Origin of the sequence: Candidatus Effluviviaceae Genus I sp., assembly GCA_016867725.1 — a bacterium.
Lineage (GTDB): Bacteria > Joyebacterota > Joyebacteria > Joyebacterales > Joyebacteraceae > VGIX01.
Window position 1 is genome coordinate 24,360 of record VGIX01000014.1, and the last position, 21,567, is coordinate 45,926.

Here is a 21,567-nt window from a genome sequence, read left to right on the forward strand (position 1 = left end):
GCCCCGGCGGGGCGGCGTCCACGAAGGGACCCGGGTGGCATCCACGACGATCACGCTGAACGGGAACGAGGTCTCCGTCGATGCCGGCGCGACGATCCTCGACGCGGCGCGGGCGCACGGCGTCGAGATCCCGACGCTGTGCCAGGACCCGCAGCTCGAGCCGTTCGGGTCGTGCTGGCTCTGCGTCGTCCGCGTCGAGGGCCTGCGCCGCTACGTCCCGTCGTGTGCCACGCGCGTCGCCCCCGGCATGAGGGTGTGGACCGACACGGACGACGTTCGCGCCGTGCGGACGATGGCCCTCGAGCTTCTGCTCTCCAACCACCGCGGCGACTGCGTCGCGCCGTGCCAGGCCGAGTGCCCCGCGAGCGTGGACGTCCAGGGCTACATCGCGCTCATCGCGCAGGGGCAGTACCGCGAGGCGGCGAAGCTCGTCAAGAAGGTCAACCCGTTCCCGCTCTCGATCGGGCGCGTGTGCCCGCGGCCGTGCGAGAAGGAGTGCCGGCGCAGCGCCCTCGAGGGCCCGGTCGGCATCGACTACCTCAAGCGGTTCGCCGCCGACTGGGACGCCGGGCACGAGAACGCCTACGTCCCGCAGGCTGCGCCGCCGACCGGCAAGCGCGTGGCCGCGGTGGGAGCGGGGCCGGCGAGCCTCACGGCCGCGTACTACCTCGCGCAGCGGGGGCACGCCGTCACGGTGTTCGAGGCGCTGCCGGCCGCCGGCGGCGCGCTGCGCTACGGCATACCGGAGTACAGGCTCCCGAAGGCGGTGCTCGACCGGGAGGTCGGGCTCATCACCGCGCTCGGGATCGAGATCGAGCACGGAAAGGCGCTCGGACGCGACTTCACGATCTCCGACCTCTTCGCACGCGGGTTCGACGCCGTCTTCCTCGGCATCGGCGCCGTGGCGAGCCGGAAGATGGACGTGGCCGGCGAGGACCTGCCGGGCGTGTGGGCCGGCACCGAGTTCCTCACCGACGTCGCCCTCGGCAAGCCGGTGAGGATCGGCAGGCGGGTCGCGATCGTCGGGGGCGGGAACACGGCCATCGACGCCGCCAGGACCTGCGTCCGGCTGGGGGCCGAGAAGGTCACCGTCGTGTACCGGCGCTCCAGGAAGGAGATGCCGGCGTGGGACGTCGAGGTGGAGGCGGCCCGGCACGAGGGCGTCGAGATGCACTTCCTCGCGGCGCCGACCGCCATCCAGGGCGAGCGCGCGTGCGGGCTCGTCACCTGCGTCCGCATGGAGCTGGGTGAGCCAGACGCCAGCGGACGGCGGCGGCCGGTCGTGGTGAAGGGGTCGGAGTTCACCGTCGAGGCGGACACCGTCATCGCCGCCATCGGCCAGTTCCCCGACCTCTCCGCGCTCAAGGGCACCGCGGCGAAGGACCCGGACTCGCCGGAGGCGAGGATCGCCCTCACGACGTGGGGCACCATCGTGGCGGACGAGCACTCGATGGTCACCTCGGTGCCGGGTGTGTTCGCGGGCGGCGACGTGGTGAACGGGGCGGCGACGGCCATCGAGGCCATCGCGCACGGCGGCAGGGCCGCGGCGGCCATCGACCGCCACCTGCGCGGCGAGGACGTCTCGTTCCGCGCGCCGTCGTTCAACATCGCGAAGGAGCGTTGGGACGCTCTGCCGGCGGCCGAGCTTCCGGTCGTCGAGCCGAGAGAGCGGCAGCCGATGCCCGAGCTTGGGGCCGCGGAGCGCGTGTCGAACTTCGAGGAGGTCGAGCTCGGCTACACGGAGGAGCAGGCGCGCGCCGAGGCGGCGCGCTGCCTCGAGTGCGGCTGCGTCTCGGTCTTCGACTGCGAGCTCCGGCGGTACGCCGCCGAGTACGGGGCGTCGGCCGACGCGTTCGACGGCGAGGCGCTGCGCCGGGCGCCCGACGACCGTCATCCGTTCATCAGGATCGAGCCCGAGAAGTGCATCCTCTGCGCGCGCTGCGTGCGCGTCTGCGAGGACGTGCAGGGCGCCTCGGCGCTCGGGTTCTTCCGCAGGGGCTTCGCCACCCGGATGACGCCCGCGCTCGACGCAGCGCTCGCGGAGACGACGTGCGAGGCGTGCGGGCAGTGCGTGACCACCTGCCCGACGGCCGCGCTGACCGCGAAGGCCGACGCGCCGAAGCCGGGCCCGTGGGACCTCGAGAAGCACCGCTCGGTCTGCGGCTTCTGCGGCACGGGCTGCGCGGTCGGCTACAACACCGTCGGGGGAAAGCTCGCGATCGTCTCTCCCGGGGACGAGAACCTGTGCGTCCGCGGCCGCTTCGGGTTCACGGCGGCGTCGGAGAGGCTCACGGTCCCGCTCGTGCGGCGCGGCCGGGCGCTCGCCGAGGCCGGCTGGGACGAGGCGCTCGAGGCGGTCGCGCGGGGCCTCGGCGACGCCGCCCGAAGGGGCGACGGCGTCGCGCTCTTCGGCTCGCCGCGCCTGACGAACGAGGAGGCCTGGACGCTCAAGGCGCTGGCGCGGCCCGTCCTCGGGGGCGCCGCCGTCGCCTCCTTCGGGCTCGCGCTCGAGGAGCGCGCCTTCGGCGCGCTCCGGAGCGCGTTCGGCCGCGCCGCCTCGACCGCGTCGTACGACGACCTCGCGGCCGCCGACGTCATCGTGCTCCTCGACTCCGACATCGCCGAGGAGCAGACGGTCGCGGCCATCGCCGTGCGCAGGGCGGTCAGACGCGGCGCGCGCCTTGTGGTCGTCTCGGCGAAGGACACGCGCATGGCGCGGCTCGCGGGGACCCGGCTCAGCGTCGAGCGCTCGGCCATCGGGCGGCTCCTCGCGACCGCGGTCGCCGGGCTCCTCGACGCGGGGCGAGGCGCCGAGCTCGCCGGCGTTGAAGGTCTTCGAAGGGCTGTCTCGGCGCTCGCCAAGCGAGGGGGCGACGGGGACGCGGCGGCTCTCTCCGAGGCGCTCTCGGCGCCCGGCCGCGCGGTGCTCGTCGCGAACGCCGCCGCGTTCGACCCGGCGACCGTCGAGCGGGACGCGGCGCTCGCGGTGGCGCTGTGCGCCCTCGCGGGGAAGGCGCGCGGCGGCGGGTCGGGCATCCTCTTCCTGAGGATGCGCGCCAACGGACAGGGGCTCTCGGACCTGGGGTTCCAGGCCACGGCGGGCTCGCTCGTCGAGGACATGGAGCGCGGTCGCGTCCGCGCCGCGCTCATCGTGGGGGAGGACCCGGTCGCCGGCGCGGCGGACCCGCGTCGCGTCGCGGCCGCCCTGTCGAGGCTCGAGTTCCTCGCCGTCGTGGACGCCGTCCCGACCGAGACGACGGCCCTGGCGACGGTCGTCCTTCCCGGATCGGCGTTCGCGGAGGTGGGCGGGAGCTACACCAACAGCGAGCGGCGCGTGCGCCCGCTGCGCGCGGCGCTCCCGCCGCCCGGCGGCCTCACGACGCTCGAGGCGATCGGCGGGATCGCGCGGGCGGTCGGCGCGCCCGCCGCGGGCGGCTGCCCGGCGGACGTGCGCGCGCTGATGGCCGCGGACCTCGCGGACATCGGCTTCCCGGCGGACCTCGGTCCCGACGGCCGGCGTCTGCCCTTCGACGGACCGGCGCCGCCGGACGGGCGCGTGCGCGTCGAGGTGCCGGAGGCGGCGGCGCCCGGCATGGTCTTCGATCCGCGTTTCAGCGACGCGCTCGAGACGCTGCTCGCGCGGCGCGCGAGAGACCTCGGCCTGCGCGCCCACGTGGTCCGACCCTGGCGAGTTTCGCCTTGACGGGCCTCCGGGGCGCCTCTACCATGACCGGTACCTTTTGCGTCTGCGGCATCCAGCGGCCCGCCCGCGGGGGCCGCAGCGCTCACTTGTGGTGATCGGAGGCACGGATGGCACTTCCCAAGCGAAGACACTCGAGGGCGCGCGGCCGGAAGCGCAGGACGAACGACAAGGTCGCCAAGCCCCAGGCCTCGGCCTGCCCCTCCTGCGGCGAACCCAAGCTCCCCCACCGGATGTGCCCGCACTGCGGCACGTACAAGGGCCGGGAGATCGTCGCCGCGGACAAGGAGAAGAAGGAGAGTGTCAAGACCGCCAAGAAGAAGTCCCCACTCGGCTGGAAGCGCTGACCGAAGACCGGTGAGGGTGGCGGTTGACGCCATGGGCGGAGACAGCGCCCCCGCCGTGGAGGTGGAGGGCGCGGTCGCCGCGGCGCGTGGCGCCGCGGGCGCCCTCGAGGTCGTCCTCGTCGGTCGCCGCGCCGCCATCGATGCGGAGCTTGAGCGCCAGGGGGCCGCGGGGCTGCCCGTCTCGGTCGTGGACGCGCCCGACGTCATCGCGATGGACGAGTCGCCGGCCGCGGCCGTCCGCCGCAAGCGCGGCGCGTCCATTGTCGTGGCCGCCGACCTGCACAAGCGCGGCGAGGTCGACGGCGTCGTGAGCGCCGGGAACACCGGCGCCGTCGTGGCCGCGACGCTCCTGGCCCTCGGGAAGCTCCCCGGGGTCCGCCGCCCCGCCATCGCCAGCCTCTTTCCGACCGTCAAAGACCCGGTCCTCGTGCTGGACGTGGGCGCGAGCCTCGACTCGCGTCCGACCGACCTTCTGGACTTCGCGCTCATGGGCGAGGTCTTCGCCCGACACGTGCTCGGCCGCGACCGCCCGCGCATCGGCCTCATGAACATCGGAGAGGAGCAGACGAAGGGCGGCGAGGTCATTCTCGAGGCCAACAGGCTCCTGTCGGAGAGCCCGCTCCACTTCATCGGCAACGTCCAGGGCAGGGGGCTCCTGCGCGGCGAGGCCGACGTCGTCGTGTGCGACGGGTTCGTCGGCAACATCATGCTCAAGCTCACCGAGGGCGTGATCGACCTCCTCGCAGGCGTGCTCACGGGCGAGCTCAGGGACGGCGTGATCCGCGCGCTCGCCAAGCAGCTCGACTACGCCGAGTACGGGGGCGCACCGCTCCTCGGCGTCAACGGCGTCGTCATCATCGCGCACGGGAGCTCCTCGGCCAAGGCCATCAGGAACGCCGTCGACGTGGCCGCGCGGTTCGTGGACATCGATCTCGACGGGAAGATCGTGGACTCCATCGGAAAGGTGGCCGCGGGCGATGACAGATAGCGCGAAGCGCGCGACCATCGTCGGGCTCGGGACGTACGTCCCGCCGAGGGTGGTGACCAACGACGACTTCTCGAAGACGGTCGAGACGTCGGACGAGTGGATCACGCAGATGACCGGCATCAAGGAGCGGCACTTCGTCGATGGGGACACCGCGTCGTCGGACCTCGCGGCGCTCGCGGGGAAGGTCGCGCTCGAGCGGGCGGGCGTGGACCCGCCGGACGTGGACATGGTGCTCGTCGCGACCTCGACGCCGGACATGTTCTTCCCCTGCACGGCGTGCCTCGCGCAGGACAAGGTGGGCGCGAAGAACGCGTTCGCCTACGACGTCTCGGCCGGGTGCTCCGGGTTCATCTACGGCCTCGTCATCGCCCACCAGTTCATCGCCGCCGGCACCATCGAGACGGCGCTCGTGATCGGCGCCGAGACGCTCTCGAGGTTCGCGGACATGACCGACCGGAACACGTGCGTCCTCTTCGGCGACGGCGCAGGGGCGGCCGTGGTGCAGGGTTGCGACGCCCCGAGGGGGCTCCTCGCATACCACCTGGGCGGCGACGGGAAGCTCGGCGACCTCCTCAAGTTCCCGGCGGGCGGCACGAAGATGCCGGCGTCCCACGAGACCGTGGACGCGCGACTGCACTACATCAAGATGAACGGTCGGCAGGTCTACGCGAACGCCGTGAAGGCGATGAGCGACTCGACGCTGCGCGTGCTCGAGAAGGCGGGTCTCTCCGGCGCGGACGTTGACCTCTTCTTCCCGCACCAGGCGAACATCCGCATCATGGAGGCGGTCGCCGAGCGCGCGCGCCTGCCCATGGAGAAGGTCTTCGTCAACATCGACCGGTACGGCAACACGTCGGCGGCGTCCATCCCGATCGCGCTCGACGAGGCCGTGACGCAGGGCAGGCTCACGGAGGGCATGCTCATCGGGATGGTCGCGTTCGGCACCGGTTTCACCTGGGGCGCCGCGCTCATGCGCTGGTAGCCCGCGGACCGGCCGCCCCGCGGCCGGCGGAAGGACGGGCACCGCACCGCCATGGACCGTCTCGCGTTCCTCTTCCCGGGACAGGGCTCGCAGGTCGTCGGCATGGGCCGCGACCTGTGCGAGCACTCGGGCGGCGCGCGCGAGGTGTACGAGCGCGCGTCGGAGGCCATCGGGCTGGACCTCGCGGCGCTCTCGTTCGAGGGCCCCGAAGACGAGCTCCGGAAGACCGTCAACACCCAGCCCGCGCTCCTGACCGCAAGCGCGGCGGCGCTCGCGGCGCTCCTCGAGCGCGGCGTCGAGCCGTGGGCGGTCGCCGGCCACAGCCTGGGGGAGTGGACGGCGCTCGTGGCGGCCCGGAGCGTGCGGCTCGAGGACGCGGTGCGCGCGGTGCGGGAGCGCGGCCGCCTCATGTACGAGGCCGGGCTCGCCGTCCCGGGGACGATGGCCGCGGTCGTCGGGCTGACCGAGGACGACATCGGCCCGATCGTCAAGGAGGCGTCCTCGAGGGGCGTGGTGCAGGTCGCCAACCTGAACGCGCCGACGCAGATCGTCGTGTCCGGCGAGGTGGCGGCGGTGCGGCTCGCGATGGAGCTCGCCTCCGCGCGCGAGGGCGTGAGGGCGACCGAGCTCAAGGTGAGCGGGGCGTTCCACTCGTCGCTCCTCGAGGACGCCCGGCGCGGCATGGAGTCCGTCGTGGCGGGCGTCGCGTTCGAGCGCCCGCGGGCGCTCTTCGTCGCGAACGTCACCGGGGCGCCGGTGGATGACCCCGAGGAGATCCGGCGCGGGCTGGCGGAGCAGATTGTGAGCCCCGTGCGCTGGGTGGACTCCGTGCGCGCGCTCGCGGGCGCCGGGGCGTCGCAGTTCGCGGAGGTCGGTCCGGGGAACGTCCTCCGCGGGCTTCTCAGGAAGATCGAGCCGGGCGCGCGCTCGCACGGCGTGGCGACCTTCGAGGATGCCGAGAGGCTCGCCGCGGCCGTCGCCGGGTGACCGCGCGGGCCGGCGTGGAGGTGGCGCGATGAGGCTTGCCGACAGGAAGGCGGTGGTCACGGGCGCGGGGCAGGGCATCGGCCGCGCGATCGCGCTTCGGCTGGCGCGCGAGGGCGCCGACGTCGCCGTGCTCGACATGAACGCGACGACCGTTCCCGAGGTCGCGGGCGAGGTCGAGGCGCTCGGCCGGAAGGCGCTCGGGCTCGTCGTGGACGTGAGCGACCCCGAGGTCGTGACGGCGGCGTTTCGGCGCGTCGTCGAGGAGCTCGGCGGCGTGCACGTGCTCGTCAACAACGCCGGGATCACCCGCGACAACCTGCTCGTCCGCATGTCGCCGGACGAGTGGGACCTCGTGCTCCGCGTGAACCTCAAGGGAGCGTTCAACTGCACGCGCGCGGCGGCGCGCACCATGATGTCGCAGCGGTGGGGCAGGATCGTGAACGTCTCCTCGGTCATCGGGATCATGGGCAACGCGGGCCAGGCGAACTACGCGGCGTCGAAGGCGGGTCTCATCGGGCTCACGAAGAGCGCCGCGAAGGAGCTGGGGTCGCGCGGCATCACCGTGAACGCGGTCGCGCCGGGGTTCATCGAGACGCCGATGACCGCCGCGCTCCCGGACGGCGCGCGGGAAGCGTACGCGTCGAGGATCGCGCTTCGTCGCTTCGGGACGCCCGACGACGTCGCGAATGTGGTTGCATTCCTCGCATCCGATGATGGAGACTACGTGACCGGTCAGACGGTCTGCGTCGACGGGGGCCTGGCCGGATAGGCTCGATGCGTCGACGCCTCTCACGACGCAGGAGGGAACGCGAAATGGCGAACGTTGCCGAGAAGGTGAAGCAGGTCATCGCGGAGAAGCTCCAGATCGACGTGAGCCAGGTGACGATGGAGGCCTCGGTCGTCGAGGATCTCGGGGCGGACTCGCTCGAGCAGGCGGACATTCTGTTCTCGCTCGAGGACGAGTTCGGCATCACCGCCGACGACACGGACGAGGCGGAGAGCCTGAAGACCGTGGGCGACATCGTGAAGTACCTCGAGAAGAAGACGGCGGCGTAGGACGCCGCGCGGGCCCGGCCCCGGCGCTCTCGCTCCGGGACCGGGCCGCGACGGCCGGGGGTCGCGATGTCGGGACGGACCGCGGCGGTCACGGGAATCGGTGCCATCACGCCCATCGGGTCGGGGCGCGAGGCGTTGTGGGACGCCCTGGTCGCGGGCGCGAACGGGGCGGGGCCGATCACGCGCTTCGACGCGTCGGCGTACGCGGTGCGGATCGCCTGCGAGGTCAAGGACTTCGATCCCGACAAGCACATCGACAAGCGCGAATCCCGCAAGATGGACCTCTGCACGCAGTACGGCGTGGCCGCGGCCCTCATGGCCTGGAAGGACTCCGGCCTCGCCGACTGCGGCTTCGACCCCTCGCGCGCGGGCGCGATCATCGGGTCGGGCGTCGGGGGCATTCAGACGCTCGAGGACCAGCACTCGACGCTCCTCTCGAAGGGCCCGCGCCGGGTGAGCCCGTACTTCATCCCGATGCTCATCGCGGACATGCCCGCGGGGATGACGTCCATCCTGCTCGGGCTTCGGGGGCCGAACTTCGCGACGGTCTCCGCGTGCGCGTCGGGCGCCCACGCCATCGGCGAGGCGCTCCGGGCGATCCAGCGCGGGGACGCCGACGTCGTCGTGACGGGAGGCTGCGAGGCGGCCGTCTGCCCGCTCGCGGCCGCCGGCTTCGCCTCGATGAAGGCGCTGTCGTCGCGCAACGACGACCCGGCGCGGGCCTCGCGGCCGTTCGACGCGGGGCGCGACGGGTTCGTGCTCGGCGAGGGGGCGGGGATCGTCGTGCTCGAGGAGCTCGAGCACGCGAAGCGGCGCGGCGCGCGCATCGACGCGCTCCTCGTCGGCTACGGGGCGACGGCCGACGCGTACCACATGACCGCGCCCGATCCCGGGGGCGAGGGGGCCGCGGCGGCGATGGCCGCCGCGCTGAGCGACGCGCACGCGTCGCCCGACGAGGTGCAGTACGTGAACGCGCACGGCACCTCGACGCCGCTCAACGACAAGTGCGAGACCGAGGCGCTGAAGGCGGTCTTCGGCGACCACGCGAAGCGGCTCGCGGTCTCGTCCACGAAGTCGATGATCGGCCATCTCCTCGGCGCCGCCGGCGGCGTGGAGTTCGCCGCGACCGCGCTCGCGATCGCGAACTCGGTCGTCCCCCCGACCATCAACTACGAGACACCCGACCCCGAGTGCGACCTCGACTACGTTCCGAACCAGGCCAGGGACGCGAGGATCACGTTGGCTCTCACCAACTCGTTCGGCTTCGGCGGGCACAACGCCGTGCTCGCGCTTCGCCGGTTCGAGGGACAAGGATGAGACGCGCCCATGGCCATCACCGACCGGGTGCTTAGGGGCCTCGCGGCGCTCACGCGCCGAGGCCCGAGCCCCGACGAGAAGCGACGGAAGGCGCTCCGCAAGCTCTGCGGTGCGCTGGGCGTCCGTTTCCGCGACATCCGCCTCCTCAACCAGGCCCTCATGCACCGCTCGTACAGCTACGAGGCCGACCTCGACCGCCACGAGTCGAACGAGCGCATGGAGTTCCTCGGCGACGCGGTCCTCGGGCTCGTCGTCAACGAGCACCTGTACGCCACGTACGCGGAGCGCGAGGAAGGGCGACTCACCAAGATCAAGTCGCTCCTCGTCAGCGAGGCCGTGCTTTCGAGGACCGCCGACGAGCTCTCGCTCGGCGACTTCGTGCTGCTCTCCGACAACGAGCGGCAGTCCGGCGGCGGCGGCCGCGCGTCCATCATCGCCGATGCGCTGGAGGCCGTGATCGCGGCGATCTACCTCGACTCGGGACTCCCCGCCGCGAGGAGGTTCATCCAGCGGCACCTCCTGGCCGGGATGGACGATCTCCTCGAGGTGGACGAGTACAAGAACTACAAGAGCATGATCCAGGAGCACGCGCAGCGGAAGATGGGCGCGAGGCCCCGCTACCGCGTCGTGTCCGTCAAGGGCCCGGAGCACCAGCGGGTCTTCTTCGTCGAGCTCAAGCTCGGCGGGCGCGCGGTAGGGAGGGGCGAGGGGAAGAACAAGAAGGAAGCGGAGCAGGCGGCCGCGCGCAGCGCGCTCGGCAAGCTCGGCCTGCTGAACCGAGGCGGCGAGGCCCGAAGACAGCCGCGCTCGGCGTCGCGCCGATCGCGCGGCAGGGGCAGGCGGAAGGAGTCCTCGCGATGAACTTCACGCTGACGGAAGAGCAGCGCATGCTCAGGGACCTCTGCGCGCAGATCGCGCGGGAGAAGATCCTCCCCGTGCGCGCCGAGCTGGACGAGAGCGGCGAGTTTCCCTGGGACGTCGTGAAGGTGATGGCGGCCTCGGACATCTACGGCGTCTACATCCCGGAGGAGTACGGCGGACTCGGCGGGGGCGTGCTCGAGATGTGCATCGCCACCGAGGAGCTGTCGCGCGTCTGCAGCGGCATCGCGCTGGCGTTCGCCGCGTCGGCGCTCGGGGCGTACCCCATCCTGCTCTTCGGAAGCGAGGAGCAGAAGAAGAAGTACCTCCCGGACATCGCGAGCGGGAAGAAGCTCGCCGCGTTCGCCCTCACCGAGGCGAACGCCGGGAGCGACGCCGGGGCGGTGGAGACGCGCGCGGAGCTCTCGGGGGATTCGTACGTTCTGAACGGGACGAAGCAGTGGATCACGAACGGCGGCGAGGCCGAGACCTACACGGTCGTCGCCCGCACGAGCAAGGGCACCGGCATCCGCGGCATCTCGGCGTTCATCGTCGAGAAGGGCACGCCGGGCTTCACGTTCGGGAAGAAGGAGAACAAGATGGGCATCCGCGCCTCCGCGACGCGCGAGCTCGTCTTCCAGGACTGCCGCGTTCCGAGGGAGAACCTCCTCGGTCGCGAGGGCATGGGGTTCCTCGCCGCGATGCGCACGTTCGACCTGTCGCGCCCCGGCGTCGCCGCGCAGGCGGTCGGCATCGCGCAGGGGGCGCTCGACGAGGCGCTCAAGTACGCGCGGCACCGCGAGCAGTTCGGGCAGCCGGTGGCGTCCTTCCAGGGGCTTCAGTTCATGCTCGCCGACATGGCGACGCAGGTCGAGGCCGCCAGGGCGCTCGTCTACCTCGCGGCGCGCGCTGCCGACGCCGGCGAGAAGAGCATGGCGAAGCTCTCGGCGATGGCCAAGGTCTTCGCGTCCGACGTCGCGATGCGCGTGACGACCGACGCCGTGCAGGTGCTCGGCGGATACGGCTACATGAAGGAATATCCCGTCGAGAAGATGATGCGCGACGCCAAGATCACGCAGATCTACGAGGGGACGAACCAGATCCAGCGCGCCATCATCGCCTCCGCGGTCATCAAGGAGAGCGCCGCGAAGGAGAAGGGGGAGTAGCCAGCGCCGATGAACGTCGTCGTCCTGCTCAAGCAGGTTCCCGACACAACGGACGTGCGGATCGACCGGGAGACGAACACCCTCATCCGCGAGGGAGTCCCGAGCATCATCAACCCCTTCGACATGTACGCGATCGAGGAGGGGCTGAGGCTCCGTGAGCGCGCCGGGGGCGGCACGGTCACCGTGATGTCCATGGGGCCGCCGCAGGTGGAGGCGTCGCTCCGGGACGCCATCGCCATGGGCGTCGACGACGCGGTGCTCCTCTCGGACCGCGCGTTCGCCGGGTCCGACACGTGGTCCACGTCGTACACGCTGGCGGCCGGGATCCGGAAGCGCGGGGCGTTCGACGTCGTGCTCTGCGGCAAGCAGGCCATCGACGGCGACACCGGGCAGGTGGGCCCGGGCGTCGCGGAGCTTCTCGACGCGCCGCAGGTGACGCACGTGCGGAAGATCGAGCTCGGGCCGGACGGCGTGGCCGAGGTCGAGCGCCTCATGGAGGACGGCACGGACGTGCTCCGCGTGAGGCCGCCCGCGGTGTTCAGCGTGGTCAAGGAGATCAACGAGCCGAGGCTGCCCTCGCTCAAGGGAAAGATGCGCGCGAAGAAGGCCGAGATCGCGGTGTGGCGGGCGGCCGACCTTGAGGTGGACGCGCGCGAGCTCGGGCTCGACGGCTCGCCGACGCGGGTCGTCAGGATCTTCGCGCCCGAGGCGAGACCGGGCGGGAAGGTCCTCTCGGGCACCGCCGACGAGGTCGTCGCCGAGCTCGCGGCCGAGCTCGCTGCGGTCGTGAAAGGAAGCCAGCGGGGGTGAGCGTGAGCAGCATCGAGGTCCTCGACGAGCGCTGCGTCGGCTGCGAGCTGTGCGTCCGGGCGTGCCTGTACGACGCCATCGAGATGCGCGACGACGTGGCGGTCATCAAGGACAACTGCACCCTGTGCGGCGCGTGCGTGGACGCCTGCAAGTTCGGCGCGATCATCCTCCGCAAGGAGGCGAAGGAGGCCGCCACGCCCGACGCGTACCGCGGCGTCTGGGTCGTCGCCGAGCAGCGGGACGGGGCGCTGCACGGCGTGAGCTTCGAGCTGCTCGGGAAGGGGCGCGAGCTGGCCGACGCGCGGGGCGCGCGTCTGTCGGCGGTCCTCATCGGCTCGGGCGTCGAGGGTCTCGCGAAGGACCTCGTCGAGCGCGGCGCCGACGAGGTGCTCGTCGTGGACGAGCCGGAGCTCGCGCACTACCTCGACGAGCCGTACGCCGCGGTCGTCGCCGACCTCATCGAGCGCCATCGCCCCGAGATCGTGCTCACCGGCGCGACCACGCTCGGCCGGTCCATGATCCCCCGCGTCGCCGTCCGCGTGAAGACCGGCCTCACGGCGGACTGCACCGGGCTTGCGATCGACGACGAGTCGGGCGGTCTCCTGCAGACGCGCCCGGCCTTCGGCGGCAACATCATGGCGACGATCGTCTGCCCCAATCACCGCCCCCAGATGGCGACCGTGCGGCACAAGGTCATGAAGCCGCTCGAGCCTGCGCCCGGCAGGCAGGGGAAGGTCGCGCGCGAGCGCGTCGCGAAGACGCTGCTCTCGTCGCGAGCCGAGTTCGTCCGCTTCGTGAAGGACGTCACGCAGACGGTCAACATCGCCGAGGCCGACATCATCGTGTCGGGCGGGCGCGGGCTCGGCGGCTCCGAGAGCTTCCGGCTCGTCGAGGAGCTCGCCCGCGCGATCGGCGGCGCCGTCGGGGCGTCGCGCGCGGCGGTGGACGCCGGGTGGATCCCCTACTCGCACCAGGTGGGGCAGACGGGGAAGACGGTCCAGCCGAAGGTCTACATCGCGTGCGGGATCTCGGGCGCCGTGCAGCACCTCGCGGGGATGCAGTCGTCCAAGGTCATCGTGGCGATCAACAAGGACCCCGACGCGCCGATCATGCGGTCGGCGACGTACGCCGTCGTCGGCGACCTCTTCGAGGTCCTGCCCGCGCTCACCAGGCGGCTTAGGGCCGAGCTCTCGTAGCCGCCTCCATCTCCCTGAGTCTCTCCGACACGAGCGCGTCGAGCCGGTCGGCGAGGGCCGGGCGGCTCACCGCCGCCCGCGCGGCGCGACCGGCCGCCTTCGCCCGCGAGACCGGGACGCGCCCGAGGAGCCCCTGCGGCAGCATCTCCGCGACGACCCGTCCGCTCATGTCCTCGGGCACCGGCACGCCGACGAGCGCAAGGAGGGTCGGGGCGACGTCGAGCGTCGTCATCTGAAGCGGCACCGGCGTCGAGTGCGCGTCGCGCCCGTGGAGGATGAACACCCCCGGCGGGGCGGCGACCGAGCCGAGCGACGCGTCGCCGAGTCCCGGCGGGCGCGCCCCGTACACGGAGCAGACGACCAGGAAGGTGCGCTCGTCGCACAGGCTCCGGAATCGCTCCACCGCCGCATCGATGAACAGGTGATACGCTCCGACCACTCCCGCGTGCGCGTCCGCGCCCGGGGCCTCCGTCCCTGACGCCGCGGACGCGGCGGCCGGCAGGAAGCGGCGGGAGACGGCGTCCAGGCCGCCGAGGTACACGAGCGCGAGGTGGGGCTCCTCCCGCGTGATGAGGTCCGCCGCGACCTCCACGGTCGTCATGTCGGCGAGGAGCGACCATCTGAGGCCGGCGACCGCCTCATCCCACGCGGCGTCCGGTCGCCGGGGGCTGCCGCCCAGCATCCCCGCGAACACCGCATCGAGCGCCGCTTCGGCCTGGACCACGGCGTCCCGGACGACCCCCTCGAGCGCGGGGTCCGTCTGGCCGGGCGCGTCCGCGAAGAGCGCCGGGGGGAGCGCGGCGTCGCGGGACGCGCTCGCGGGAAGGTAGGGCGCCGCGACGCCGGCGGCGCGCCGCCCGACCGGCCAGGTTCCCGGCCAGCCCACCGTGACCGTGCGGCCGCCCGCGGCGCGGACGGCCCCGGTGACGGCGGGCGACAGCCCGAACAGGCTCCCGCCGCCGGGCCCGGCGACCGCGCGGCGCGCGTCGTCGTCCAGCGGGCGGCCCGTCGCGAGCGTCGTCCATCCGACGAGGGGGAGCGGCGGCTCGTCGGCCGTGATGAGCGCGGTGGTCGCCCGGCGCAGCACGCGGCTCACGCCCGGGAGCCCGCCCCTCTGCGCGAACTGCGTGACGAGCTGGCCGTCCAGCCCGTCCACCGCCAGGACGATGACCCGGTAGCCGGTCGCCGGCGCGACCGGGACGCGCGGCGACGGCTTCCACGCAAGCGCGAGCGCGAGCGCGGCGGTCCCTGCTGCGAGCGCGCCCACCAGCAGCGCGCGTCTTGCCTTCGTGCCGACCACGGTCCCCCCTTTGCGTGTTGCCGGGCGAGCGGCTTGTGGATAGACTAGCTAGCATGCCCAGAACCCGGAAGTCAAGCTCGCCGACGGGTCCCCGCCGGCCGGCTCCGCCGTCCGAGCCCGCCTTCCTCGAGGTCCGCGGCGCGCGCGAGCACAATCTCAAGGGGATCGACGTCTCGATCCCCCGCAACTCGCTCGTCGTCATCACGGGGCTCTCGGGCTCGGGCAAGTCGTCGCTCGCGTTCGACACCATCTACGCCGAGGGCCAGCGTCGCTACGTCGAGTCGCTCTCCGCGTACGCCCGTCAGTTCCTCTCTCAGATGCAGAAGCCGAAGGTCGACCTCATCGAGGGGCTGTCTCCCGCCATCTCCATCGAGCAGCGCACGGCCGCCAGGAACCCGCGCTCCACGGTCGGGACCGCGACCGAGATCTACGACTACCTCCGCCTCCTCTTCGCGCGCATCGGCGTGCCGCACTGTCACGTCTGCGGCCGCGAGATCTCGCAGCTCACCGTGGACCAGATGGCGGACAAGGTGCTCTCGTACCCGGCGGACACGCACGCCCAGATCGTCGCGCCGGTCGTGCGCGGCAAGAAGGGCGAGCACCGCGACACGCTCAGCAGGATCGAGCGCGCGGGGTTCGTGAGGGTGCGCGTGGACGGAGAGGTGAGGGACGTCGCCGGGCTTGCGAGGCTTCCGAAGAACAGGAAGCACGACATCGAGGTCGTGGTGGACCGCCTCGTGCTGCGACCGGCCGCGCGCCAGCGTCTCGTGGACTCGATCGAGACGGCCCTCGGCCTGTCCGAGGGCATCCTCAAGGTGCTCGTCGGCGGCGAGGAGCTCGCCATGAGCTCGTCGGCGTCGTGCGCTCTCTGCGGGGTCGGCGCCGGCGAGATCGCCCCGCGCCTCTTCTCGTTCAACAGCCCGTACGGCGCGTGTCCGACGTGCGGCGGCCTCGGCACGATGATGCGGGTGGATCCCGGGCTCGTGGTCCCCGACCCCTCGCTGTCGCTGCGCGAGGGCGCGGTCGCCTGCTGGCCGGACCTCGCCACGGGATGGGCGAGGCACAAGCTGGACGCGCTCTCGCAGTACTACACGTTCACCCTCACGACGCCCTTCAGGGACCTCGATCCGCACGTCCAGTCGGTCCTGCTCCGAGGCTCCGGCGAGGAGACGATCGAGTACCGGATCGAGTTCGAGAAGGGTCGCTGGGAGTACACCGGCAACTTCGAGGGCGCCATCCCGAACCTCGAACGGCGCTACCGGGAGACCCAGTCGGAGAACATCCGGCGCTGGATCGAGGGGTTCATGGCGGTGGACCTCTGCCCGGCCTGCGGCGGGGCGCGCCTGCGGCCCGAGGCACGCGCCGTGACCGTCGGGGGGCTCTCCATCGACCGCGTCGTCGCGCAGTCCGTCAAGCAGTGCGTGCGGTTCTTCCGAGACCTCGGGCTTCGGGGCACGCGGAAGAAGATCGCGGAGGAGATCCTCAAGGAGATCGACGCGCGCCTCGGCTTCCTCGCGGACGTCGGCCTCGACTACCTCACGCTCGACCGCTCGTCGGGCACGCTCTCCGGCGGCGAGGCGCAGCGGATCCGCCTCGCGACGCAGATCGGAACGCGGCTCGTCGGCGTCCTCTACATCCTCGACGAGCCCTCGATCGGCCTCCACCAGCACGACAACGCGAAGCTCCTGCGCACGCTCACGGCGCTGCGCGACATCGGCAACACCGTCATCGTCGTCGAGCACGACGAGGAGACGATCCGCGCCGCCGACTGGATCGTGGACCTCGGGCCGGGCGCGGGCCGCGAGGGCGGGCACGTCGTGGCGAGCTGCCCGCCCGGCGAGCTCGTCGCGAGGCGGTCGTCCCTGACGGGCCAGTACCTCTCCGGGCGGAAGCGGATCCCAGTGCCGAGGAGCCGCAGGAACCCCGGCCGGGGCGAGCTGCGCATCGTGGGGGCGCGGGAGAACAACCTCGCCGACATCACGGTGGGGATCCCGATCGGAACGCTCACGTGCGTGACCGGCGTGTCCGGCTCCGGGAAGAGCACGCTCGTCTCCGACATCGTCTACCGCGCCCTCGCCGAGTGGTTCTACCGGTCGCGGAAGGTGCCGGGGAACTTCGACCGGATCGAGGGCATCGAGCACCTCGACAAGGTCGTCAACATCAGCCAGGCCCCCATCGGGCGGACGCCGCGATCCAACCCCGCCACGTACACCGGCACCTTCGTCCACATCCGGCAGCTTCTGGCGAGGGTCCCCGAGGCGAGGGCGCGCGGCTACCGCCCCGGGCGGTTCAGCTTCAACGTGCGCGGCGGCCGCTGCGAGGCGTGCCAGGGCGGGGGCGAGGTGAAGATCGAGATGCACTTCCTCCCGGACGTCTTCGTGACGTGCGAGGCGTGCGGAGGGCAGCGCTTCAACCGCGAGACGCTCGAGGTCCGGTACAAGGGGATGAACGTCGCGGAGATCCTCGAGATGACCGTCGAGGAGGCACTCGAGTTCTTCGGGAGCGTCCCGATGGTCACGCAGAAGCTCAGGACGCTCCGGGACGTGGGCCTCGGGTATGTCCACCTCGGCCAGTCGGCGACGACGCTCTCGGGCGGCGAGGCGCAGCGCATCAAGCTCGCCACGGAGCTCTCGCGGCGGAGCACGGGGAAGACGCTCTACATCCTCGACGAGCCGACGACGGGACTGCACATCCACGACGTGAAGATGCTCCTCGACGTTCTCGGCCGGCTCGTGGAGCGCGGCAACACCGTGCTCGTCATCGAGCACAACATGGACGTGGTGAAGACCGCCGACCACATCATCGATCTCGGCCCGAAGGGCGGCGACGAGGGCGGTCGGGTCGTGGCGGCTGGAACGCCCGAGGAGGTCGCGCGGTGCGAGGGGTCCTTCACGGGGGAGGTCCTTCGCGCGGTGCTCGAGCGCAACGGCGCGCCGGCCCGCGCCGCGGGGGGCGCGTGAGGAGGATCGACCGGGACGCCTTCGCGTCGTGGCCCGCGTACTACCGGCACTACCAGGCGGAGCTCGCGCGGCGCTTCCTGATCCCGTTCCTCGAGCAGCACGGCGTCCGCGTGGCGGGCAGCCGGGTGCTCGACGCGGGCTGCGGCATCGGCGGCGTCACCGCGGCGCTCGCGGAGAGGGGTGCCGCCTGCCTCGGCATCGACATCGGCGTCTTCGAGTGGTCGAGCGGCCCCAACCTCGAGTTCCGGCGCGCCGACGTGCTCGACGCGGGCGTCGCAGCTTCGCTTCGCGGCCGGTACGACCTGGTCGTGCTCCGCGACGTCGTCGAGCACATCGAGGACAAGGCCCGGTTGCTCGCGCACGCGCGGGACGCGCTCGCGCAGGGCGGGGCGATCCTCGTCACGTTCCCGCCGTACTGGTCCCCGTTCGGCGCGCATCAGCAGACCGAGCTGCGCGGTTCGGCGCTGCGCCTCGTGCCGTACATGCACGCCCACCCGAGGCTGGCCCACATCGCGAGGACGCGCACGACGGTCTCCGGGTTCGAGCGGCTGCTTCCGCGCGCGGGTCTCGTCGCGCGCGCGCGGCGTCTCTACGTCTCGCGCCCGTCCTTCGAGCTGCGCTACGGAGTTCCGTCGGTGGTGTTTCCCCTGCCGTGGTTGCGCGGCGTGCGGGAGATCGTCTGCACGGGAGCGACGTACCTCCTCCGCCGGAGCGGGGAGCTGCCAGAAACGCCTTGACCAGGGGGTGGAGCTCGACTAGCATCGCCGGAAGCCTTTGGACGCCCGCGACGCCTCCTGTGGGCGCTCTCGCGGCGTCGGCGGGAGGCACTGCGTTGACAGCCCACAGCGACCCTGCGCGCCGAACACCGCTCCACGACCGCCACGTCGCCGCCGGCGCGAAGTTGGTCGAGTTCGTCGGCTTCCTGATGCCGATGCTGTACGCCGGCATCGTCGCCGAGCACCTGCGGGTTCGCGCGACGGCGGGCCTCTTCGACGTCTCGCACATGGGGGAGTTCCTCGTTCACGGCCCCGGCGCGCTCGAGGCCCTCGAGCGCGTCACCACGAACCGGGCGGCGGCGCTCGCGGACGGACGCGTGCAGTACTCCGCGCTGTGCTACGAGCACGGCGGGTTCGTGGACGATCTCCTGGTCTATCGCCTCGGCGACCGCTACATGCTCGTCGTCAACGCCGCGAACAAGGACAAGGACCTCGAGTGGGTCCGCGCCCACGCCGGGACCGGCGCGACGATCGAGGACGTGTCCGACGACACGGGGCTCGTGGCGGTGCAGGGCCCGGCGTCCGAGGCGGTGCTCGCTGCGGTGGCCCGGGGCGACGTCGCGGGGATCCCGTACTACGCCTCCGCGACCATGGAGGTCGCGGGGAAGCGCGCGCTCGTCTCGCGCACCGGCTACACCGGCGAGGACGGCTTCGAGATCTTCACGCGGCCGGACGACGCCGGCGCCGTCTGGGACGCGCTCCTCGAGGCGGGGAGACCCCACTCCGTCGAGCCGGTCGGCCTGGGAGCGCGCGACACGCTGCGCCTCGAGCTGGGCTACGCGCTCTACGGCAACGACATCGACGAGACGCGCACGCCGGTCGAGGCGAACCTCATGTGGATCACGAAGCTCGACAAGGGCGACTTCGTCGGACGCGACGCCATCGCCCGGCGCCTCGAGGAGGGCCCGCGCGAGCGGCTCGTCGGCTTCGAGCTCCTGGAGCGAGGCGTGCCGAGACCCGGGCAGCGTCTCGTGTCCGGCGGTCGCGGCATCGGCGTCGTGACGAGCGGGAGCTTCTCGCCGTCGCTCGAGAAGGGCATCGGCCTGGGGTACGCGCCGCCCGGCACATCGGGCGCGATCGAGGTGGAGATACGGGACCGGCTGGTTTCCGCGAGGATCGTCTCCCTGCCGTTCTACAGGAGGGGCAGCATCCGAAGGAGCCAGGCGGCGCGGGAGCGGCACAGCGTCGCGCCGAAGAGATGAGAGGTCAGGACATGGCGGCAGGCGAACTCCGTTTCACGAAGACCCACGAGTGGCTTCTGGTGCAGGGCGGTTCCGTGACGCTCGGCCTCACCGACTACGCGCAGCACGAGCTGGGCGACATCGTGTTCGTCGAGCTCCCGGCCGTCGGCAAGGCCGTGCAGGCCGGCGACGTCGTCGCGACGGTCGAGTCGGTCAAGAGCGTGAGCGAGATCTACGCTCCGGTGTCGGGGTCGATCGCCGAGGTCAACGGCGCGCTCGATGGCTCGCCCGGCCTCATCAACAGCGACCCTATGGGCGAGGGGTGGATCCTCCGCATCGCCCTCTCCGACGCGGGCCAGACCGCCGGGCTCCTCACCCGGGACGCCTACGACAAGGAGATCGGCGCATAGGATGCCGTACATCCCCAACACCGATCGCGACCGAGAGGAGATGCTCCGCGTCATCGGCGCGTCGTCGGTCGAGGACCTCTTCTCGGCCGTGCCTGCCGGAGTGAGGCTCCGTGGGCCGCTCGAGGTCCCCGGCCCGCTGTCCGAGATCGAGCTCGCGCGGCACGTGGGCGAGCTCGCCGCGATGAACCGCACCGCGGAGACCGAGACGTCGTTCCTCGGCGGCGGCTTCTACGACCACGCGGTCCCGGCGGCGGTCCGCCACGTCACGCGGCTTCCGCACTTCTACACCGCGTACACCCCGTACCAGGCCGAGGCGAGCCAGGGAACGCTCCAGGCCATCTACGAGTTCCAGTCGCTCATCGCGCGGCTCACGGACATGGAGGTCGCCAACGCGTCGATGTACGACGGCGCGACCGCGGCCGCCGAGGCCTGCCTCATGGCGCTCGACCGCGGCTCCGGTCGTCGGAGGATCGTCGTGGCCTCGACCGTGAGCCCGGCGACGCGCGCCGTCGTCCGCACGTACCTCCTGGCGACGGGCGCCGAGATCGTCGAGGTTCCGCACGCGCGCGGGGTCACGGACGCGGCGGCCCTCCGTGATGCGCTGTCGGGCGCGTCGGGACTGCTCTTTCAGCACCCGAACCACTTCGGCCTGCTCGAGCCCGCGGCCGCGCTCTCGGCGGCCGCCCGTGAGGCCGGCGCGCTCGCGATCGCGTCCGTGGACCCGGTCTCGCTCGGCGTCCTGGCCGCGCCGGGGTCGTACGGCGCCGACATCGCCGTCGGGGAGGGCCAGAGCCTCGGGAGCCCGATGGGCTTCGGCGGCCCGCTCCTCGGGTTCATGGCGGCCGGGAAGAAGCTCGTCAGGAGGCTTCCGGGCCGCATCATCGCCGCCACCCAGGACGCGAGCGGACGGCGCGGGTACGTCATGACGCTCCAGACGCGCGAGCAGCACATCCGCCGCGAGAAGGCCGCGTCGAACATCTGCACGAACGAGGGGCTCGTCGCGCTGGCGGCGACCGTGTACCTGTCGCTTCTCGGGAAGCAGGGGTTCCGCGATCTCGCGGTCCAGATCACCTCCAAGGCGCGCTACGCGGCGGAGGCGCTCTCCGGCGTCGCGGGCGTGCGCCGCGCGTTCCCCGGGCCGTTCTTCCGCGAGTTCGTCGTCGAGCTTCCGATGGACGCGCGGACGGCGGCCGACGAGCTGGCGAAGGCCAGGATCTGGCCCGGCACTCCGTGCGCCCCGTCGTTCGCGGGCATGGAGCGGTGCCTGCTGGTCTCCGTGAACGAGCAGCACGCGCGCCACGACATCGACTCGCTCGCGTCCGCGCTCGACGCGCTCATCGCGTCCCGGAGGGCGCCGTGACGGCCCCCGAGCGCCGCGTGCTCGAACCGACGGTGTTCGAGCTCTCGTCCCCCGGTCTTCGGGGCTATCGGCTTCCGCCGCTCGACGTTCCCGAGGCCGACCTCGCGGCCGCATTCGGCGCGGAGCACCTCCGGCGCGAGCCGCCGGCCCTTCCGGAGCTCACCGAGCCCGAG

Annotated in this window: 19 protein-coding genes; 18 read left to right on the forward strand and 1 reads right to left on the reverse strand. The window is 72.3% G+C overall.

What is annotated here, in order from left to right; translation table 11 throughout:
* Nucleotides 1-34 precede the first annotated feature (34 nt).
* The 12 genes from FJY74_05010 to FJY74_05065 all read left to right on the forward strand — a co-directional run bounded on the left by FJY74_05010 (nt 35) and on the right by FJY74_05065 (nt 13,407).
* Entirely contained in the window at nt 35-3,703 is a 3,669-nt protein-coding gene (locus FJY74_05010) for an FAD-dependent oxidoreductase (GenBank protein ID MBM3307664.1), read from the forward strand.
* 107 nt (nt 3,704-3,810) lie between these two features.
* The gene (gene rpmF, locus FJY74_05015; GenBank protein ID MBM3307665.1) at nt 3,811-4,047 is read left to right on the forward strand and encodes a 50S ribosomal protein L32; all 237 of its coding nucleotides are present in this window, start codon (nt 3,811-3,813) and stop codon (nt 4,045-4,047) included.
* 10 nt (nt 4,048-4,057) lie between these two features.
* Entirely contained in the window at nt 4,058-5,035 is a 978-nt protein-coding gene (plsX, locus tag FJY74_05020; protein ID MBM3307666.1) for a phosphate acyltransferase PlsX, read from the forward strand.
* Nucleotides 5,025-6,017, forward strand: a complete 993-nt coding sequence (locus FJY74_05025) for a ketoacyl-ACP synthase III (GenBank protein ID MBM3307667.1) — start codon at nt 5,025-5,027, stop codon at nt 6,015-6,017. Before plsX ends, FJY74_05025 begins: the two co-directional genes overlap by 11 nt.
* Nucleotides 6,018-6,068: 51 nt before the next feature.
* A complete protein-coding gene (gene fabD / locus FJY74_05030) occupies nt 6,069-7,004 on the forward strand; it encodes an ACP S-malonyltransferase (GenBank protein ID MBM3307668.1) in 936 nt (311 codons plus the stop codon).
* Nucleotides 7,005-7,032: 28 nt separating this feature from the next.
* Nucleotides 7,033-7,773: a 3-oxoacyl-[acyl-carrier-protein] reductase gene (gene fabG / locus FJY74_05035; GenBank protein ID MBM3307669.1), complete on the forward strand. Its 741-nt coding sequence runs from the start codon at nt 7,033-7,035 to the stop codon at nt 7,771-7,773.
* A 44-nt stretch (nt 7,774-7,817) separates the two neighbouring features.
* A complete protein-coding gene (gene acpP, locus FJY74_05040; protein ID MBM3307670.1) occupies nt 7,818-8,060 on the forward strand; it encodes an acyl carrier protein in 243 nt (80 codons plus the stop codon).
* Nucleotides 8,061-8,126: 66 nt separating this feature from the next.
* Nucleotides 8,127-9,377, forward strand: a complete 1,251-nt coding sequence (gene fabF, locus FJY74_05045; GenBank protein ID MBM3307671.1) for a beta-ketoacyl-ACP synthase II — start codon at nt 8,127-8,129, stop codon at nt 9,375-9,377.
* A gap of 9 nt (nt 9,378-9,386) precedes the next feature.
* Nucleotides 9,387-10,238 (forward strand): ribonuclease III, encoded by an 852-nt coding sequence (rnc, locus tag FJY74_05050; protein ID MBM3307672.1) that lies wholly within the window; start codon nt 9,387-9,389, stop codon nt 10,236-10,238.
* Entirely contained in the window at nt 10,235-11,401 is a 1,167-nt protein-coding gene (locus FJY74_05055) for an acyl-CoA dehydrogenase family protein (protein MBM3307673.1), read from the forward strand. Before rnc ends, FJY74_05055 begins: the two co-directional genes overlap by 4 nt.
* A 9-nt stretch (nt 11,402-11,410) precedes the next feature.
* Nucleotides 11,411-12,211: an electron transfer flavoprotein subunit beta/FixA family protein gene (locus FJY74_05060; protein MBM3307674.1), complete on the forward strand. Its 801-nt coding sequence runs from the start codon at nt 11,411-11,413 to the stop codon at nt 12,209-12,211.
* A 2-nt stretch (nt 12,212-12,213) separates the two neighbouring features.
* The gene (locus tag FJY74_05065) at nt 12,214-13,407 is read left to right on the forward strand and encodes an electron transfer flavoprotein subunit alpha (GenBank protein MBM3307675.1); all 1,194 of its coding nucleotides are present in this window, start codon (nt 12,214-12,216) and stop codon (nt 13,405-13,407) included.
* On the opposite strand, the gene FJY74_05070 is transcribed toward FJY74_05065, so the two are convergent.
* Nucleotides 13,388-14,707, reverse strand: coding sequence for an alkaline phosphatase family protein (locus tag FJY74_05070; protein ID MBM3307676.1), 1,320 nt, complete (start codon nt 14,705-14,707; stop codon nt 13,388-13,390). The two genes, FJY74_05065 and FJY74_05070, sit on opposite strands and share 20 nt — an antisense overlap.
* 53 nt (nt 14,708-14,760) lie before the next feature.
* On the opposite strand from FJY74_05070, the gene uvrA reads away from it, so the two are divergent.
* The 6 genes from uvrA to FJY74_05100 all read left to right on the forward strand — a co-directional run.
* The gene (uvrA, locus tag FJY74_05075) at nt 14,761-17,667 is read left to right on the forward strand and encodes an excinuclease ABC subunit UvrA (GenBank protein MBM3307677.1); all 2,907 of its coding nucleotides are present in this window, start codon (nt 14,761-14,763) and stop codon (nt 17,665-17,667) included.
* Nucleotides 17,664-18,404 (forward strand): class I SAM-dependent methyltransferase, encoded by a 741-nt coding sequence (locus tag FJY74_05080; protein ID MBM3307678.1) that lies wholly within the window; start codon nt 17,664-17,666, stop codon nt 18,402-18,404. The genes uvrA and FJY74_05080 overlap by 4 nt, the downstream gene beginning before the upstream one ends.
* Nucleotides 18,405-18,499: 95 nt before the next feature.
* Nucleotides 18,500-19,645 (forward strand): glycine cleavage system aminomethyltransferase GcvT, encoded by a 1,146-nt coding sequence (gene gcvT, locus FJY74_05085; protein MBM3307679.1) that lies wholly within the window; start codon nt 18,500-18,502, stop codon nt 19,643-19,645.
* 11 nt (nt 19,646-19,656) lie between these two features.
* Nucleotides 19,657-20,034: a glycine cleavage system protein GcvH gene (gene gcvH / locus FJY74_05090; GenBank protein MBM3307680.1), complete on the forward strand. Its 378-nt coding sequence runs from the start codon at nt 19,657-19,659 to the stop codon at nt 20,032-20,034.
* A gap of 1 nt (nt 20,035) precedes the next feature.
* Nucleotides 20,036-21,394 (forward strand): aminomethyl-transferring glycine dehydrogenase subunit GcvPA, encoded by a 1,359-nt coding sequence (gene gcvPA / locus FJY74_05095; protein MBM3307681.1) that lies wholly within the window; start codon nt 20,036-20,038, stop codon nt 21,392-21,394.
* Nucleotides 21,391-21,567: aminomethyl-transferring glycine dehydrogenase subunit GcvPB (locus FJY74_05100; GenBank protein ID MBM3307682.1), on the forward strand; the 177-nt coding region annotated here is incomplete at its 3' end. The genes gcvPA and FJY74_05100, both read left to right, overlap by 4 nt.